The organism is Deinococcus deserti VCD115 (assembly GCF_000020685.1).
Taxonomy (GTDB): domain Bacteria; phylum Deinococcota; class Deinococci; order Deinococcales; family Deinococcaceae; genus Deinococcus; species Deinococcus deserti.
Genome location: NC_012526.1, coordinates 2,101,466 through 2,118,860, shown reverse-complemented (window position 1 = coordinate 2,118,860; position 17,395 = coordinate 2,101,466). Strand labels below are relative to the sequence as shown.

16 protein-coding genes and 2 tRNA genes are annotated in these 17,395 nt (G+C 62.5%); 11 read left to right on the top strand and 7 right to left on the bottom strand.

The features are described from left to right. Positions 1-74: 74 nt before the first annotated feature. The 4 genes from DEIDE_RS10010 to DEIDE_RS09995 all read right to left on the bottom strand — a co-directional run bounded on the left by DEIDE_RS10010 (position 75) and on the right by DEIDE_RS09995 (position 5,100). Positions 75-1,283 carry a S8 family peptidase gene (locus DEIDE_RS10010; protein WP_012693836.1) on the bottom strand — a complete coding sequence of 403 codons (1,209 nt, stop codon included), beginning with the start codon at positions 1,281-1,283 and terminating at the stop codon, positions 75-77. A gap of 395 nt (positions 1,284-1,678) precedes the next feature. After that, positions 1,679-3,415: a GAF domain-containing sensor histidine kinase gene (locus DEIDE_RS10005; protein ID WP_012693835.1), complete on the bottom strand. Its 1,737-nt coding sequence runs from the start codon at positions 3,413-3,415 to the stop codon at positions 1,679-1,681. A gap of 69 nt (positions 3,416-3,484) precedes the next feature. Then, a complete protein-coding gene (locus DEIDE_RS10000; RefSeq protein WP_012693834.1) occupies positions 3,485-4,243 on the bottom strand; it encodes an RNA methyltransferase in 759 nt (252 codons plus the stop codon). Positions 4,244-4,278: 35 nt separating this feature from the next. After that, entirely contained in the window at positions 4,279-5,100 is an 822-nt protein-coding gene (locus tag DEIDE_RS09995; RefSeq protein WP_012693833.1) for a hypothetical protein, read from the bottom strand. A gap of 164 nt (positions 5,101-5,264) precedes the next feature. Here DEIDE_RS09995 and DEIDE_RS09990 point away from each other — a divergent pair, with 164 nt between their 5' ends. From DEIDE_RS09990 to DEIDE_RS09970, 5 genes are all read left to right on the top strand, one after another. After that, on the top strand, positions 5,265-5,747 hold the full coding sequence (locus DEIDE_RS09990; RefSeq protein ID WP_012693832.1) for a MarR family winged helix-turn-helix transcriptional regulator: 483 nt from the start codon (positions 5,265-5,267) through the stop codon (positions 5,745-5,747). Between the two features lie 78 nt (positions 5,748-5,825). Beyond that, positions 5,826-6,257, top strand: a complete 432-nt coding sequence (locus DEIDE_RS09985; protein WP_012693831.1) for a DoxX family protein — start codon at positions 5,826-5,828, stop codon at positions 6,255-6,257. Between the two features lie 67 nt (positions 6,258-6,324). Further along, positions 6,325-7,221, top strand: a complete 897-nt coding sequence (locus DEIDE_RS09980) for a VOC family protein (RefSeq protein ID WP_012693830.1) — start codon at positions 6,325-6,327, stop codon at positions 7,219-7,221. Next, positions 7,218-7,880, top strand: coding sequence for an alpha/beta hydrolase (locus tag DEIDE_RS09975; protein ID WP_012693829.1), 663 nt, complete (start codon positions 7,218-7,220; stop codon positions 7,878-7,880). Before DEIDE_RS09980 ends, DEIDE_RS09975 begins: the two co-directional genes overlap by 4 nt. A 251-nt stretch (positions 7,881-8,131) precedes the next feature. Beyond that, positions 8,132-8,836 carry an alpha/beta fold hydrolase gene (locus DEIDE_RS09970; protein ID WP_012693828.1) on the top strand — a complete coding sequence of 235 codons (705 nt, stop codon included), beginning with the start codon at positions 8,132-8,134 and terminating at the stop codon, positions 8,834-8,836. A 3-nt stretch (positions 8,837-8,839) separates the two neighbouring features. On the opposite strand, the gene DEIDE_RS09965 is transcribed toward DEIDE_RS09970, so the two are convergent. Further along, positions 8,840-10,180, bottom strand: coding sequence for a glycogen synthase (locus DEIDE_RS09965; protein ID WP_012693827.1), 1,341 nt, complete (start codon positions 10,178-10,180; stop codon positions 8,840-8,842). A gap of 82 nt (positions 10,181-10,262) precedes the next feature. Between DEIDE_RS09965 and DEIDE_RS09960 the strand changes: the two genes are divergently transcribed. Together DEIDE_RS09960 and DEIDE_RS09955 are read left to right on the top strand one after the other, a co-directional pair. Beyond that, a tRNA-Ile gene (locus DEIDE_RS09960) sits at positions 10,263-10,338 on the top strand. 6 nt (positions 10,339-10,344) lie between these two features. After that, positions 10,345-10,419: transfer RNA gene (locus DEIDE_RS09955), tRNA-Val, on the top strand. A 434-nt stretch (positions 10,420-10,853) separates the two neighbouring features. Here DEIDE_RS09955 and DEIDE_RS09950 read toward each other — a convergent pair. Then, positions 10,854-11,240, bottom strand: a complete 387-nt coding sequence (locus DEIDE_RS09950) for a hypothetical protein (protein ID WP_041227211.1) — start codon at positions 11,238-11,240, stop codon at positions 10,854-10,856. 307 nt (positions 11,241-11,547) lie between these two features. Then, positions 11,548-12,639, bottom strand: coding sequence for a hypothetical protein (locus tag DEIDE_RS09945; protein WP_012693826.1), 1,092 nt, complete (start codon positions 12,637-12,639; stop codon positions 11,548-11,550). Between the two features lie 434 nt (positions 12,640-13,073). On the opposite strand from DEIDE_RS09945, the gene DEIDE_RS09940 reads away from it, so the two are divergent. The 4 genes from DEIDE_RS09940 to DEIDE_RS09925 all read left to right on the top strand — a co-directional run bounded on the left by DEIDE_RS09940 (position 13,074) and on the right by DEIDE_RS09925 (position 17,266). Beyond that, entirely contained in the window at positions 13,074-14,477 is a 1,404-nt protein-coding gene (locus DEIDE_RS09940; protein ID WP_012693825.1) for a DEAD/DEAH box helicase, read from the top strand. Continuing rightward, entirely contained in the window at positions 14,464-15,696 is a 1,233-nt protein-coding gene (locus DEIDE_RS09935; RefSeq protein ID WP_012693824.1) for a DUF790 family protein, read from the top strand. Before DEIDE_RS09940 ends, DEIDE_RS09935 begins: the two co-directional genes overlap by 14 nt. A gap of 138 nt (positions 15,697-15,834) precedes the next feature. After that, on the top strand, positions 15,835-16,062 hold the full coding sequence (locus DEIDE_RS09930; RefSeq protein WP_012693823.1) for a hypothetical protein: 228 nt from the start codon (positions 15,835-15,837) through the stop codon (positions 16,060-16,062). Positions 16,063-16,423: 361 nt separating this feature from the next. Further along, complete coding sequence (locus DEIDE_RS09925; RefSeq protein WP_012693822.1) at positions 16,424-17,266, top strand: DUF4384 domain-containing protein; 843 nt, start codon at positions 16,424-16,426, stop codon at positions 17,264-17,266. Positions 17,267-17,395 lie beyond the last annotated feature (129 nt).

Here is a 17,395-nt window from a genome sequence, read left to right as displayed (position 1 = left end):
GAAGGTCTGTCCGTGTGGCAACAAGACGAGGAGGGCCCGCTTCAGGGGCCCTCCTCGTCTTAGAGAGACATTTTTCAGAAGGAGTACAGCAGGCGGTTGGGGCTACCGGTACCGGCGCTGGTGACCTTACCGGTCGTGGCGTTGTTAATCAGGGCGCTGGTCACCGAGCTGGTGGTGGTGTTCCCTAGCGCGATGCGCACTGCTGCCGCACCTGCAACGTGGGGGGAGGCCATGCTGGTACCGCTGATGGTGTTAGTGGCGGTGGTGCTGCCGATCCAGGTGCTGGTGATATCGCTGCCAGGAGCAAAGATGTCGAGGCACGAGCCGTAGTTGGAGAAGCTGCTGCGGGCATCGGTCCGGGTGGTGCTGCCGACGGTGATAGCACTCGCGGCGCTGGCAGGGGAGACGTTGCAGGCGTTCTGGTTTTCGTTGCCGGCGGCGACCACCATCACCAGGTTCTTGCTGGCGGCGCTGTTGACGGCGTCATTCAGCGCCTGGCTGAACCCGCCGCCCAGGCTCATGTTGGCTACGGCAGTGGAGGTGCCTTTGTTGCTCACAGCCCAGTTCACCCCGGCAATAACGCCGGAGTTGGTGCCGGAACCGCTGCAGTTCAGCACCTTCACCGCGATGAGACGCGTGCCTTTAGCTACGCCCCAGGTGGCACTGCCGACTGTACCAGCCACATGCGTGCCGTGGCCCTGGCAATCGGTGTTGTTGCCGTCGCCCGTGGTGTTGGTGCCCCACACGGCCCGGCCACCAAAGTTGGTATGCCCGGTGTTGATACCGGTATCAATGATGTATACCTTCACCCCACTGGCAGTGGTGCTGTAGGTGTAGCTGCTGTTCAGCGGCAGGCTGCGCTGGTCAATGCGGTCCAGGCCCCAGGTCGCGCCGCTCTGGGTGGCGGTCGCGTGCATCATGCTGTCCTGCTCGATGTATTTCACGCGTGGGTCGGACTGCAGCGCGGTCAGGTTCTGTGCGCTGAGTTTGGCAGCAAAGCCACTGAGCGCCTGGGTGTAGATGTGCTGGATGCTGACACCCAGGGGGTCGAGCTTGAGGCTGCTGATCAGACCGCTCGCATCCTGGGCACTGAGGCTGGCCGCGTCGTCGTGGAAGACCACGATGTACTGCCCGGGGATGGCGTCGGGGTTGCTTGTACCCAGAATCGGAGTGCTGGCACTGGCCTGGGGGCTTTCGCTGGGGGTGCTGGTCATGCTGGTCTGACCACAGGCGGCCAACAACAGGCTGAGTCCAATCGTGCTCAAAACAATACGTGTGTTCATCCTAACCTCCGGGTGGGATTCAGAATTCTCGTGTGGAACTATGTTTTGCCGACTGAGTGGTTGTAGCACGCATGAGAAAAAACGCATTTTCAAGTTGTCTAGACGGACGAAATGTGTCCAAAATTCTGTTCACCTGAAAATGTGAGAGGCAATGTCAATGGCATTTGTTAGGTCAGCATTTGAAATTCATGAGAACAAAGAATCGACTTGTGTCTTTATGCAGCTGTTTGCAGGAAGCTTGTCAGGCCGCATGGTGTAGGGCCACATACGCAGTGAACACTCCTGATGAAGGCTGGGGGAGTTCTATAAGGCTTTGGTCAGACTGTAGGCGTACCAAGCCGCAGCCTGAAAAGCGCCCGGACAAGGTTGATGAATAGTTCTTGCCAGTCAGGACATCAGGCCTGGGGCATTTCAGCTTCGACCACCGTGCCATGGCCCGGCGAGGACAGAACCCGGTAATTGCCGCCGCGCGCCTCGACCCTTTCGCGCATCTGCAGCAGGCCCAGGCCGCCCGCGCTGCTGACCCGGCCGCTGATCTGCTCCGGATTGAACCCGGCGCCGTTGTCCTGAACCCGCAGGGTCAGGTGCACGCCGCCGTGCAGGCTGACCTTGACCTCACTGGCCTGGGCATGTTTGGCCACGTTGTTGAGGCTTTCCTGAAGCAGCCGGAAGACCACTGCCTCGTCACTGGGCGAGAGATGAACGTCACCGGTGACGCTCAGGGTTGCCTTGATGTTGTTCTGCTCGCCAAAATCCGCGACATAGCGCCGCACGGTTTCCAGCAGGCCGTAGCGTTCCAGGTCAATGGGGCGCAGCGCGAAGATGCTGCGTCTGACTTCACGGATCTGTTCACGGAGCAGTGCCGAGGCTGCCCGCACCTCAGCTTCGGCCTGCACGGGGTCCTTATGCATCTGCCGGGTCACGATGTCCAGCTTGAGGGCGGTAAACGCCAGTGACTGCGCCACGCTGTCGTGAATTTCGCGCGCGATCCGGGCGCGCTCGTCGCTGATGGCCAGTTCCTCCGAATACACGTGGGCACGTGCGTTGCGTACCGCCAGCGTGGCCTGACCGGCCATCAGGGCCAGCAACGGGACCCGCGCCTCGTCAAAGGGCTGGGTCTGGCTGTCGCCGAGCATCAGTACGCCGACCAGGCCGTCCTCGTCACGCATGGGAAGACCCAGCACACGGCGGGCTTCAGGGAATACCTCGGCTGCTTCGGCACCCTCGGCCAGCAGCGGCGTTCCGGCGTTCGATACCCGCTGCGCAAAGTCGGGAGCCGGGTTTCCGCCCCCCGACTCGCCCCGGCGGTCCTGGGCGTATTCCAGCCGCAGCATGCCGTCCTGGTCGCTCAGATACACCGCGCGGGCCTCGGTGCCCAGCCGCTCGGCCATGATCCGGGTGACCCTGGAAAGCAGTCGGCGCATGTTGCGTTCAGCACGGATGCTCTGGTCCACGCTGTAAAGCGTCATCAGATCCAGGGTGCGCTGGCGCGCAGCCTCGACACCATTGGCCACCTCGGCAGCCAGGGCGTGGGCTAGCGCTTCGGTTTCCGGCGAAGGCGGCAGTTCGAAATGCAGGGCCAGGGCGCCGCCTCCGGGAATGCTGACGGTCAGGGGGTGCAGCTCGGCTCCGGGGCTGGCCAGCAGCGTCTGACCGCGCGCCGTGCCGCTCAGGCCTCCGGGCACACTCAGGGTCGCGTGGGTCGCGCCAGTCACGCGCACCGCGCCGCGCGCAGCTACTTCGACCACAGCCCCCATGTCGGGGGCATCAGTGAGGTCGCGCATCAGTTCCTGAACGGCCCTGAGCCGTTCATGCGAGGCGCTGAGCTGACCATACAGGACCCGCAGTTCCTGCTCAGCGCGTTCACGGGCGCGCGTGCCCTCCGCGATCCACTCCACGCTGAAAAAGGTTACGGCGGGCCCGAGAAGGCCGTAGAACAGCAGATGCGCCCAGATCTCCATGGTCTGATCACGCAGTTGCAGAATCAGGGCTTCGACCACCACCACAACCAGCAGAATCAGGGGAGGCAGGGCATTGCGCACCAGCCGCACACGGTCCGACGTCTGGCCGCCCGCCGAGGCAGGCGGAGGTGTGGCCGGCAACGCGGCGGGCAGGGGAGAGGACTCCGGCATCCCCCCAGCATACGGAGGGCAACTCCTCTGCGCCGTCACACCTCTCACAGCAGGGTATGAACGCGCGCTTTACTCCTCTTGCGTGGGTTCCAGTTCAGCAGCCCCGGTCCGCGCGCTTGTGGTGCCACGTGCAGCGGCGTCCTCTACCTTCCACCTGACCTGCCGCAGAAAACCCCTGAACAGGCGGCTTTCGGCACTGCTCAGCAGCCCACGGTCCAGCATGGCGCGCCACAGGCGCAGGGTGTGGCGCGCCCGTACAGCGTCGGTGTACCCGATCAACTGCATGGTCTCGTGCAGGTGCGAGTACATCGCCTCCATTTCCTCGCGGGTCGCGGTTTTGCGCGTCACGGGGATGGGCTCATCCTGGCCCTGCAGGAACTCGTAGCACACCAGCAGCACAGCCTGTGAAAGATTGAGGCTGGCGTAGTTGCCAGTTGGAATACGGACTGTGACCTGACACTGCTCCAGGTCGCTGTTGATCAGACCGGTTTCCTCGGGGCCAAAGACCAGGGCGGGGGCCGCTGCCTGACGCACCATCGGCCGGATCAGCGCAGGATGACGCGGGGCGGGCAGGTCGGCGCGCAACCGGGCGCTCGTGCCGACGCTGAGGTCGCGGTCGCCCAGGGCTTCACGCAGCGTCGGAAAAACCCGCGCGCTGCGGAGAAGGTCACCGGCGTGCACCGCCATGGCCAGCGCCTGTGAGTCCAGATAGTCACAGCGTGGAGCCACGATACGCAGATCGCTGGCCCCCATGTTCAGCATGGCGCGCGCTGCTGCCCCCACATTGCCGGGCGTTTTCGGAGAAACCAGGACCACCGCAAGATTCACGTGTCTGATCCTATCGTGCCGGGGCCAATGCTTTCTCAGCCTGCAGCGTAAATCGGATTTTCGATCTCCACGCCCAGCCCCAGCAGCAGATCTGCAGCCAGTTCCTCAGCCGTGTCTCCCCAGCTCTCAACACTGACATGCTCGAAGCCTCGGGCACGCGCCAGGGCACACACGCCCAACAGCAGCGCTGCGCGCAGACCGGTCGTACGCAGATCCTGACGCACTCCCGGGGCGTCGATGCGCGCGTAACCTTCTTCCGGCGCGGCGCGGCAGATACCGGCGGCGTGGCCGTGGGCATCCAGCGCAATCAGGCTGAGTGCCGGGTCGAATCCGCCTGCGCCGTCGGCAGCCGCCTGTGGGGTCACAGCGTGGTGGCCGATCCGGTCTTCGTAGGTGGCCAGAGCATCCAGGCGAGTGGCGATAGCCGGAACCTCGCCCAGGCAATGCAGCGTCATGCCGTCAGGCAGCGGAGCACTCTCATGCGGTGTGGGGCCGGCCAGCAGACGGTAGGCCGCCACCTCGCGGTAGCCGGCGGCCTCCAGCGCCGGGGCACTCAGCATCCCGCCGTCCGCAAAAGCGTAGACTTGCCTCCCTTCCTGCCGGGCCTGCAATGCCAGGGCCGAGGCAACCTCCTGAGCGTGCACCCCGAACAGGGCCCCGCCCACCAGTTCCGAGCCGTGGGCCGGGCTGGGACGCAGCCCCACAGCCCCCAGGATCTCGCCGTTTTCTCCGTGTGCTGCCCAGGCAGCTCCCAACTCGTCTGCCATCCAGGCCACTGCCTCCTGAGGTGCGCCGTACAGGGCGGCAAAGACAGGAGGAAGCTTCTCGGGACGGATAGCGGAGAGGGTAAACGTCACATCTCGAGCCTAGCAGGGGCGTCCACAAAAGGACGTGCAGTGGTGCAGGCTTTTTCTAAAGCTGCATCTCAGCCTGATCTGTCTTTTCAGAAAAACCCTCCTCTTGACAATAGTCGTGATAACGAGTATATTGAGGGCAGTTTGATCGGTTCTTCAGGAGGCGTATGACACCTATCAGTTCCTCACCTCAGCGGCCCAGTGCGTCCCGTAGCCCGGAGCACGAGGCTTATCTGGCGCTGCAACTTCTGGCCACACAGCTGCGGGACGAGACAGAAGGCCTGTTGAAGGCTGCCGGACTCAGCATCACCCAGTTCAATGTGTTGCGGATTCTGCGCGGCTCCGGTGAACAGGGCCTGACCTGTGGGGAAATCGGCACCCGGCTGATCAACAAGGACCCTGATGTCACCCGGCTGCTCGACCGCATGGAAAAGCAGGGACTGGTCGAGCGTACGCGCAGTGCACAGGACCGGCGTGTGGTCCTGACCCGCATTTCTGACAGTGGCCTCAATGTGGTCGGGCAGCTCGACACTCCCCTGGAAGAGCTGCACCGCCGGCAGTTCGGTCACCTGGGAGAAATGCGTCTGCGGCAGCTGCTGACTCTGCTCTCAGAGGTAGGTGCTCCAGATTCATCTCTGGAAAACACCTGACTCTATTCTCGGCCAGATTATCTGTTTAAACGGCAATCGTTCCCCCGGAAATCGCCACACTCGTTCAAGGAGATCCTCATGACCACCCAGACCACCACCTCGTTTCCGGCTGCACACCGCGTAGACCTCGCCCTGACACTGCTGCGGGTCGTGATTGGCGCGATCTTTATTGCCCACGGCTTCCAGAAGTTCTTTCTCTACACCCTGCCCGGAACCACAGGCGCCTTTACCCAGATGGGCGTGCCCCTTCCCGGCCTGACCGCACCTCTGGTGGCCACACTGGAACTGCTGGGTGGTCTGGCGCTGGTTGCCGGTTTCCTGACCCGGCCCGTGGCCGCGCTGCTGGCTGCAACGATGCTCGGAGCCCTGGTGCTGGTTCACCTGCCGGCAGGCTTTCTCGGCGCCAATGGCATGGAATTCCCTCTGGCCCTGATGGCGGCAACGTCTGCCCTCGCGCTGAGTGGTGCGGGCCGCTACGCACTGGACCACGTGCTGTCCCGCCGCCAGTAAGCTGACGCCATCCAAGCCCAGGGAAGTCGCTGGATACTTCCCGCCCCGTGCACAGGAGGTACCCCCTATGACGCAGCCACAGCTTCCCCTCCTCCCAGGCCGCCTTCCAAAAGGCCTGACCGTGGGCCCGGTCGAGCTCAGCGTGAGTGATCTGGACCGCAGCGTCACCTTCTACCGGCAGGTGCTGGGCATGACGGTCCTGGATCAGCAAGCCGGGGCGGTCACACTCGGTGCTGGCGCCCTGCCGCTCCTGCACCTCACAGAGCGTCCTGGCGCGCGAGCTGCGCCGGCAGGTGCCAGCGGCCTGTATCACTTTGCCGTGCTGCTGCCCACCCGCGCCGACCTGGGCCGCTGGGTGCGGCACGTTGCCGGGCTGGGGTTACGCGTCGGGCAGGGAGATCATCTGGTCAGTGAAGCCTTCTACCTCACTGACCCCGATGGCCACGGCATCGAGGTTTACCGTGACCGTCCCCGCAGCGAATGGCAGTGGGATCTGGACCAGGTCCGGATGGCCAGCGATCCCATCGACATTCCGGGCCTGCTGGCAGAGCCCGGGGCCGATCAGCCGTTCGCGGAGCTTCCTGGCGGCACCGTGATGGGCCACGTTCACCTGCGCGTCAGCAACCTTGCTGCCACAGAAACGTTCTACCGGCAGGTGCTGGGCTTTGATGTCGTGGCCCGCTGGCCCGGCGCCCTGTTTATTTCGGTCGGTGGCTATCACCATCACTTTGGCCTCAACACCTGGCAAAGCGAAGGAGGCGCACCGGCCCCTGAAGGCAGCGCCCGGCTCGAGCGCGTGCACCTTCAGCTGCCTGCCGCTTCGGACCTGGAGCATCTGGCCCAGCGGTTGCAGGCTGCTGGTGTGGTCTTTACGCAGAAGTCGGACAGCCTCGAAGTGCATGACCCTTCGGCCAACCTCCTGAGCTTCTCCCTGGCAGGCTCGGCGGAGACACAGCGCCTGTGACCGCCGAGCCTGGAGGCCATGAGCTGACCACCATTGTTCAGCCGCCGCGTGCCCCACAGCCCGGCAAAGCTCCTGCACTGGTGCTGTTGCACGGGGTGGGTGCCAACGAAACCAGCCTTCTGGGACTGACGCCCAGGTTGGACCCCCGCCTGACCATCATCAGCGTGCGCGCACCGCTTGAACTTCACCCTGGGGGTTACGGCTTTTTCCGGGTCCAGTTCACGCCCGAGCCCGTGATCGTGCCTCACGAGGCAGAAGCCAGCCGCCAGATGCTGATTGAATTCCTGCCGAGGCTGGTGCGGCAGCATGGCATCGACCCTGAAAAGGTGTTTGTGCTGGGCTTCTCGCAGGGGGCCATCATCGGCGCGAGTGTGGCGCTGTCCAGACCCGATCTGGTGGCCGGTCTGGTGATGCTCAGCGGCCGCATCCTGCCCGAAGCCCGGCCGCACTTCCAGCCACGTGACGGGCTGGACCATCTTCCGGTCTTCGTGGGACACGGCGTCGCGGACTCCAAGCTAGGCATCCATCATGGGCGGGCCAGTCAGGCCCTGCTGGCTGAACTTGGCGTGCAGCTGACCTGCCGCGAGTACGACATGGGCCACGAGATCAGCCCCCAGGAGCTGGATGATGTGAATGCCTGGCTAAGTGACCGGCTGTAATCTCCAGACCACTTGGCAGAGCTGAAGGAACATATTCTGCGCCCTGAGGGTGAAACGTCTGCCGCTCTTGAGCATCACGGACGGTGCGCTCAGCCGGCGCGAGGCAATCTGAAAATCTCTGGCGGTCGTGACCTGCAAGTCTGAAACTTCACTTAAACTGGCGACCTTCGGGTCGTCTTTGCCTTGTGGCTCCGGCGGGGGTCAAGGGAGGCTGAAGGCCTGGGGACCGCCAGACCTCCTAGCCTGCGTCCATGACACGACTCCCCACTGTAGTCATGCTGCACGCCTACCCACTGTCCGCCGCCATGTGGGACAAGCAGGCCAGAGCCCTGGAAGACGCCGGGATGCGTGTCCTGAAGCCTGATCTGCCGGGCTTTGGAGGCCAGGACGGCCACATGACCAGCCTGCAGGACACCGCTCAGGCGCTGCTGGAAACCTTTCCGGAAGAACCGCTGGCGTTGGTCGGGCTCAGCATGGGCGGCTACCTTGCCCTGGAATTGCTGGCTCAGGCTCCAGGTCGTTTTGACCGGGTGGTCCTGGCTGATACCACCCTGCGCGCAGACTCCCCTGAAAAGCAGGCGGACCGCCTTGCTCAGGCCGAGCGTGTTCTGCGCGAGGGAAGCGGGTTCCTGGTGGAGGCTGCCCGTGACGAGCACGCTCCGGCAACGTTTGAACAGGTCAAGCCGATGATTGAGCTTGCCTCCCGTTCCGGCATTGCCGGGGCGCTGCGGGCCATGGCGGAGCGCCAGGACCAGCGACATACCCTGGAGGCTCTTAAAGTTCCGCTGCTGGTGGTGGTTGGTGCCAATGATCAGCTCACCCCGGTCGACCGCGCCCAGGAAATTGCCGCAGCTGGGCGCGGTCAGCTCATGGTCCTGCCCGAGGCTGCGCACCTGTCCAACATGGATCAGCCGGAGGCTTTCAACACTGCGCTGCTGGAATTCCTGAAGAGCTGAAGCTCAGCCGGTCACAACTCGCTCGTACAGCGCGAGATATTCACGCGCCGGTCCGTCCCAGCTGAAGTCCAGGGCCATGGCCCGGGCCACCCGGGCTTCCCAGTCCGACTGGTCCTCAAACGCCGCGCGCGCCTGCTGGCAGGCTTCCACCAATGCTTCGGGTGTGGCCGGCTGAAAGCGGAAGCCCACGTCTGGCGGCACCGTATCCACCAGCCCACCGGTTTCGCGCACCACCGGCAGGGTGCCGTAGCGCATGGCAATCATCTGCGAGAGCCCGCAGGGCTCAAAGCGGCTGGGCATGGCAAAAGCGTCCGAACCCGCGTAGATCTGGTGGGCCAGCGCCTCGTTCATGCCCTGGGCGAAGCTGACGCGGGGGTGTTGCGCCCACCCTTCCAGAGCAGCGGTCAGGAGGGGATCGCCCCCGCCCAGAACCACCACGTTCCAGTTATGAACCAGCCTGGGCAGGGCCTCGATCAGCAGGTCCATGCCTTTCTGGTCGGCCAGCCGGCTGACCACCCCCAGCACCGGAGCCTTGTCCAGACCGAACTCGGTGCGCAGGGCCTGTGTGGCAGCCGCCTTGCCTGCCAGGTCGCTGTAGGCGGGCACATCCGGGTCCGTACGTGGGTTCCAGCGCTCCTGATCCAGACCATTGATGATGCCACTGAGGCGGCCCTCCAGCGTCAGCCGCAGCAGGACGCCCTGAAGTCCTTCGCCGTACTGCTGGGTCGTGATTTCACGGGCGTACTGCGGGCTGACCGTAGTCACGTGGTTCGCTGCGATCAACCCGGCCTTCATCAGGTTCAGGTCACCGTAGAATTCGGCTCCCTCATGGGTCAGCCATGCTGGTCCCAGCCCGCTCCATCCGGACGCTTCCGCCAGATTCCAGCGTCCCTGGTACTGCAGGTTGTGCACCGTGTACACAGTGCGCCAGCCTGCCTCGTGCGCGTGCGCGACCACCAGCCCAGCCTGCCAGTCGTGGCCATGCAGCACGTCAGGAACCTCGTTCAGCGCGCGGAGTACAGGCAAGACGGCCCGGCCGTAGGTGCAGAAGCGCCACACGTCGTCGGGATGGTACAGCCCCTCGCGCTCGAACTCCGGCAGGCCCAGGAACAGAAAACGCACGCCGTCCTGCCGCAATTCACCGACCCGGACCGGCCCGACATCCGCCACGTCGCCCGCCCAGATCTGTTCAGGAGCGCCAGCCAGCGACCCATACCACGGAGACAGCACACTGACCTGGGCGCCAAGTGTGGCCTGAACCGCAGGCAAGGCTCCCAGCACGTCGCCCAGGCCTCCGGAGCGCGAGAAAGGAAAGACTTCCGACGTTACATGCAGCACACGCATACCGTGACAATACGCCGGTTTGACAAGCTCCGGGTGCATTGATACACTTCCCCTCGCCCAAGAGTTGGGTCTGCTTCTGGCAGGGCTCTTAGCTCAACGGTCAGAGCAGTCGGCTCATAACCGATTGGTTGCCGGTTCAAATCCGGCAGGGCCCACCAACATCCGGGCGGTTAGCTCAGTGGTAGAGCATTCGCTTCACACGCGAGAGGTCGTAGGTTCAAGTCCTATACCGCCCACCAATTAAACTCCGTTTCGTACGGAGTTTTTCTTTTTTCGCTCAGGCGGTTCTCTGAACTTGAGCGCTCTCAGGTGACTGCTCGCCTTAGCGTGATACCCGTATGGTGGTCTTCGCAGTCAGTTCCGGTAAGCACGCCTCAGCGGTTGCTATGTCGCCCAGGACCAGCGGCAATCATTTCTGCGCGGGGGTGGCGTATAGAGGTCGAACCCCTGCAACACGACCCTCGCTGGGAATAGAGACTCTCCATCAGGGCCGCAGGTCCCATGTGATATCCGCCGTGCCTGTGATGACAGGAAGCTTGTTTTCCAGAGACAAGAGTGAAGGGACTCCCTCGCTTCCTGGGAGCAGAGTCCCCCGTAAACTTGGAGAAACTCTGGCTGCCATTACACCCGCCCAGCGTATTCAAAGCGCATCATCAGTAACCGTCTTGCCTGTTCACTTACCGGTCAACACCATGTACATTGCTTCACGGTCTTCAGACCGCATTGAGGTCAGAACAGCATCGTTTTTCCTGAACCGGATAATCAACATCTGGTCGGTTTTTTTGCGCGAAATTTCTTTGTAACCTTTGGCTGTAATCATCTTGACTACCCTGGTCAGGCTGGCAGCACCTTTGCTGGTACGGGGGACATACAGAACCTCACCCCAGCTTTCGCCAGAAACCATGGACCTGTACTCACGGTAGACGGCTCCTTCACACGTTACGTTTACGCCAGGCGGAAGTTTGACCAGACCATTGGCGGCATACCCAGGTTTTGTGGGACAGGCCGCAGAAGCAATTGAAAGAAGGGCAACCGCAAACAGCGCAAGAGCTTGTTTCATTTGCAACTCCATACCTGAGCATACGCCCGCGGGCTCAGACCCTTGCCGGCCCAAGAAGAATCAAGGAAAGCCATACAGAGAACTCTGACGTCAGCGTAAGTGTTCAGTGTGGTGTAGAGCTGACCTCTTCAGTATGTTTGACGCTCCTGTCTCAAGGAAGCGTCGCGCTGATCTGGGGCCACTGGCGGCAGAGCAATTTCATCGGATGGTAGTTCAGCGCTGCGGGAACCGTGCGGCGCAGGCTTTGCTGCCCTGCAGACAGAAGAAGGCCGCCCATGACAGGCGGCCTCAGGGCATGAAATCGGAATCAACTTTCGGGTCTGGGCAGTGAGGGCGGAGTACTCAGCAGACTAAGTGCAAATCCGATCAGGCCCGACATGAAGGTGATCCCGGACCAGAGTTCTACACTCCAGCCTTCGCCGTAGAGCAGTGCCACACACAGAAAATGCACACCCCAGAACACCACGGGAGTCACAAAGCCCAGCAGCCAGATGCCAGCTGGGCGTGGCTGGGCAGCCTGGCGCCCAAGCAGCGCATCAGCCACCAGCCCGGCGGCCAGGGGACTGGCGAGCAGGGCTAACGTGCTGATATCTGGCGTACTGGCCAGCCCAAGGGCCGCCATCAACACACCATTGAGCCCGAATATGAGCGTCACGCTGCCGAAAGGCAGTCGCCAGCGCTGCACCATCAGCAGCACCGGAACCAGCAGGAGTACCGTCGTGAACAGAATGGCCACGAGGTTGTACTGCTGTGCCAGGGCAGAAGTGACGCTCCCCTGAGCTTCCCAGCGTGCGACAGCAGGGCTGGCGTGCAGCACGGTCGTGGTGCCCCACAGATACATGTGAAAGAAGGACATGAAGCTCAGGGACGCGGTGGCTGACAGCAGGGTTGGGAGAAAAGCCTTGAAGCGCGGTGCATCCTGAGTCCGGTCAGGGTTTTTCCAGGCTGCCAGGAAGGGGCTCAGCACGATCAGCTGCATGCCGCTCAGCAGCAGCAGGTGCGTGGGGCTCAGGAGCGCCTCGACATCCTTTTCAATGCCGAAAATCGTGTGCCACAGCATGTCACCCACGCCGCCCGCCCCGAACAGGAAAATCCCGGCGACTCCGGCTTCATACCCCAGAGGAATGGCTGCCAGACCTCGCGCGCCTCTGCGCACATTGCGTGAGATCAGAAAGACGATCCAGGCTGCCGTAGCCGCATAGCCTGCGTAGAACAAGCCGTGCCATGGAGTAAAGAACGTTTCCAGGGTAGAAGGCAGGTGCTGATGTGCCCACCCATCGACAAACAGGCCGATCATCAGCCAGAAGCCCAGGAGAATCGTGATCAGGTTCTGGCCACGGTGGGCCAGCGGCCGGGTGTGGCCTGCCGTAAAGGAAGACGGTGTGGATTGCGTTGTCATACCAAGGCCTCCGGCATGCACTCCTGCATGTCCAATGTTCACTGTAGGCTTCAAAAATCTTTCATGAGGCTCATTTGCGCATAGTCCGCGGAATACGGAGAGCCTGACTGTCAGGACACGTTTGCCGTCAGAACAGGAATGGGGCCTGTCCGACGTGCAAAGCCGTGCTGATCAAGTCCGTGACAGTTGTAGGCGGCTCATCGCATTGAGCACCCTGGCAGCCATGCAGAACGGACCGTCACTGGGCGTGGCCTGATGTCCTGGCAGCGCTCCTGCATCTGGAGGCAGGCTGAGTGCACAGTGGTGGACTTCACCCGCTGTGCTTCAGGTGTCGGTGGCTCAAAGCCCCAGCCTGAACTTCTGCCATCTCACTGTCATGCGAACCGTGTCTGACGCCTCCATGCGGTTTTTTATGGTCGCTAGCATGTTCACAGATGGCCCCCACCCTGCGACTTGACCGGGGTACGCTCGTGATGCATGGCGTGCCTGACGCTGTGGTGGACCATTTTACCTGGGATGCCCGCAGCCAGTCCTGGCGCGCACCGGGACAGGCCTACCGCGAGATCGTAGAAGGCCTGCGGGAAGCCGGACTGTCCTTCCGCGACGACGCGGCCGGGTTCTCGAAACTTGAACTCGGGTACGCCCGGGACGTGACCCCTTACGCGCATCAGACGCAGGCGTTACAGGCCTGGAAGAAGGCAGGCCGGCGCGGCGTGGTCGTGCTGCCCACCGGGGCTGGTAAGACCCTGGTGGCTCAGCTGGCCCTGCGGGATACGCCGCGCTCTGCCCTGATCTGCGTGCCTACCCTGGACCTGCTGCAGCAGTGGTACGCCGGACTGGTTGCAGCGTTTCCGGACGCGCAGGTGGGGTTGCTGGGTGGGGGCAGCCACGATGAAACGCCGCTGCTGGTCAGTACCTACGATTCTGCGGCCATTCATGCCGAGACGCTGGCTGGCCGCTACGCCCTGCAGATTTTCGACGAGGCCCACCACCTGCCCAGCGACTACACCCGGGTAATTGCGCAGATGGGCCTGGCTCCCTACCGTCTGGGCCTGACCGCGACGCCCAGGCGCAGCGACGGCCGGGAACGCGATCTGGACGGCCTGATCGGGCCTGTGGTGTATCAGGTCGCGCCGGAGGACCTGGCCGGAGATACCCTGGCGGACTACCGCGAGGTCGTGATCCGGGTGCGGCTGAGTCAGACCGAGCAGCGGCGCTACGACGAATGCATCCGGATACGGAACGACTTCCTGCGCCGCGCGGGCATCCGGCTGGGAACCCTGGACGGCTGGAAGCAGTTCGTGATGAACAGCGGCACCCCCCAGGGACGCACGGCCATGCTGGCCCACCGCGAGGCGCGCAGCCTGGCTTACGGCACCGAGGGCAAACTGCGCGTTCTCGAAGAGATCCTGGTCAACCATCCGGCCGAGCGGACGCTGATCTTCACCGATGACAACGCCACCGTGTACCGGATCAGCCGCGAATTCCTGATTCCGGCCATCACGCACCAGACCCCGGTCAAGGAACGGCACGGCCTGCTTGAAAAGTTTCGCAGCGGCGCCTACCGCATTCTGGTGACCAGCCGTGTGCTCAACGAGGGCGTGGACGTGCCTGAGGCCAGCGTGGCAGTCGTGCTGTCCGGGACAGCCACCGAACGCGAGCATATCCAGCGGCTGGGCCGCATCCTGCGCAAGGCGGAAGGCAAAACGGCCGTGCTGTACGAGGTCATCACCGAAGGCACCAGCGAGGAACGTGTCAGCCAGCAGCGGCGGGGGCAGTGGAAGCCCGGGCAGGCAGCAGGCGACATTGATTACGGGGACCTGAATGCTGCCCACTGAACTGCTGATGTTTCGCGTCAAGGCAGGCATTGTCGAGCCCCGGCGGCTGAAACCCACCACCGCCAACCTGGGGCTGGCCCAGACGCTGATTGAGACGTTCGAGGCCAATATCGGCCGGCGCCGCTGGGAACTGGATGACGATCTGCGCACCCTGGAGGCAGGCCGCCAGGATTTCAAGGTGCTTCGGGGGCTGGCGCATCTGCTGACCAACATGAGTGCCTTCGAAGCGGGTGGAACCGTGGAGCCTGTCCACGTGCGCTCAAAGGTCTTCGAGCTTGCCCAGGCGCACGTGCCCAGTCGCAAGGGCGCCACGCTGATTCTGGAGCAGGCGGCCAGAAGCCTGTCGCAGGACCACGCGCTTTCTCCTGCGGAAGTGCAGGCCAGCCTGTACGCGGACCTGCCGGACCAGCAGACGCTGGTCGCGTTTGATCCGCCGGCACCACTGGAACTGATTCACCGCTTTGATCTGGCCCAGGCGCAGGGCATGCTGTACCGCGCCTACGAACTGGTGATCACAGCGCGGCGCAACGAGCCGGCCCGCTACAAGCAACTGCTGAAATACCTGAAATTTTTTGGCCTGATGGTCACGGTCGAGGGAGACGCGAACTTCGGCTTTACGCTGACGCTTGACGGCCCGACCTCGCTGTTCGGAGGCACGACCCGTTATGGGCTGGCCATGGCAAAATTCCTGCCTGCCCTGCTGCACGTCACCAAGTGGGACCTGAGCGCAGCCCTCAAACCTCGCAAGGATCTGGCCTGGGTCGATCCGGGGGACGATGAATGGTCATTTCAGCTCACCAGTGAAGACGGGTATGTCAGCCACTACAAGCCTCCTGAAGAGCATGACTCGGCCCTGGAATCCGGCTTTGCTGAGCGTTTCGCCAAGACAGAGACCCCCTGGACCCTGGAACGTGAGGTCGACCTTGTGCCTGTGCCGGGCGGCGTGATTCTGCCGGACTTCCGGCTGGTGCAGGGTCAGCGGAGTGTGCTGGTTGAAATCGTGGGGTACTGGCGCCCGGAGTACCTGCGCAAAAAGTTTGAACTGCTCCGCAAGGCCCAGCGTACGGACGTCATTGTGTGCGTCTCAGAGCGGTTGAACCTGGAAAAGGCTGGCGTCGACCCCAGTGATTTCGGAGACCGGGTGGTGTGGTTCAAGGGCGTCTTGAACCCCAGGGACGTGCTGGCCGTTGCCGAGCGGGTGGCCCAGATCTCATCCTGAACAGGAAATGACCGGGCCTCAGGCGCAGCCTGACCTGATGTGACGCTACCGGGGATCCTGATCCGGCTAGACTGGGCCCAGCCCCGGAACCGGTGCGGACAGCACCCGGTCTGGATGCCGTGTGAGGAGCCCTGCCATGTGTCCAGTCCAATCGAGGAAACCCTGACTGCCCAGCTGCCCTTCTGGTATTGCCTGGTCGCTGCGGTGACCACTGGCGGGCTGTGTCTGTTTCTATGGAATTGGGCAGACCAGCGCATCAAGGTCCTCAAGCTTCAGGCCTTCATGCTTTTTCCCATTGCCCTGCTGGCGTCCAGTATGTTTTTCCTCTCTCTGGGTGAAGTGCTGTGGGGCATCCGGGCGCCCTGAACATTTACCGCCGCCGTGGCAACAGCTGCTGAAACCTGAGGCGCTGTGTTCATCTCAGGTATACAAAGCACCTTCCACGCTGGTGCCTGAAACCAGCGTGGCCCATGTGGGATGGTCGCCCACTGGTGTTCCCTGGTCAGATGGGTACAAGCAGCTTTTTGCACAATGAGCATAGGTCTATGTGTTCATAACTCCAGAAACAGGAGGGGACGAGACAATCCCGCAACCGGCCTGGGGCAGCGGTGCCCGCAAGTCTCACCTTGGCATGCATACTCTGGCTTGCAGAACCCACCCGGTTTTCCTGCTATTGCCATTAGGAGTTTTTCAGGTTGAGTCATGTGGGCTGTGGCACTGTAAAACCATGAAATATATTCTGATGACCCTCGGTCTGGCAGCAGGCGTCTCGTCGGCATACGCCCAGAACTCCCCGAAAATTACGTCGCAGAGCATCATTGTCAATCCAGTGGCCTCCCCACTTAAGGTGAGCGTCTGGACGGCCAAAGATCCCACGGGCTCGAAGATTCCCACGTATGTGGCAGGCGACCGCATGACATTAAACGTGAAGACGACTCAGGATGCCTACGTTTATCTGTTTAATGTGGATCAGAAAGGCAATATCGACCTGATTCTTCCAAATAAGTTTACCAGCGGTGCCAACTTCATCAAAGCAAACACGACCAAGAGCTTTCCCAGCAAAGAGGACAAGTTCACCTTCGATATTGCTGGCCCGGCCGGGTTGAACAAGGTCCTGGCGGTAGCAAGCAAGACTGAACTGGATCTGAACGATATTGCTCAGTTCAAGGAAGACCAAACGACCGGCTTTGCCACGGTGACGGTTCGTGGTGGTCAGAATGGACTGGCCCAGGCGCTGTCCATTATCGTCAAGCCGCTGCCCTCCAAGGATTGGGTCACGGATGTCGCTCAGTACCAGATCTCGGCGAAGGTGGCGACGCCCCCCGTACCAGTGGCGTCAACGACAGCCACCTGGAAATCCACGTTCAAGTCCGCACTGGGGCTGAACCGCGTGTACGAGTTCTATGCCAACCAGCTCAAGGCCCTGGGCTACGAGGCGGACCAGACGACGACCACCCGCCAGCAGATCGTGGGCGACTTCTCTATGGCCGACCAGTCCACTGCCAACCTGACGGTCAAGCAGCGGCCCGGAACCACGACCTACGATGTCGTCCTGACGCGTAAGGAATAAGGGAGGCAGGACTGTAGCTTTCCGATTCCAAACCATTTTTCTCCTACCGGCAGCCTGACCTATGGGCTGCCGGTGTACTCTTGGTGAACAGAGACAGGGCTGACCCGAGTAGTGATTGGCCCCTCAGGG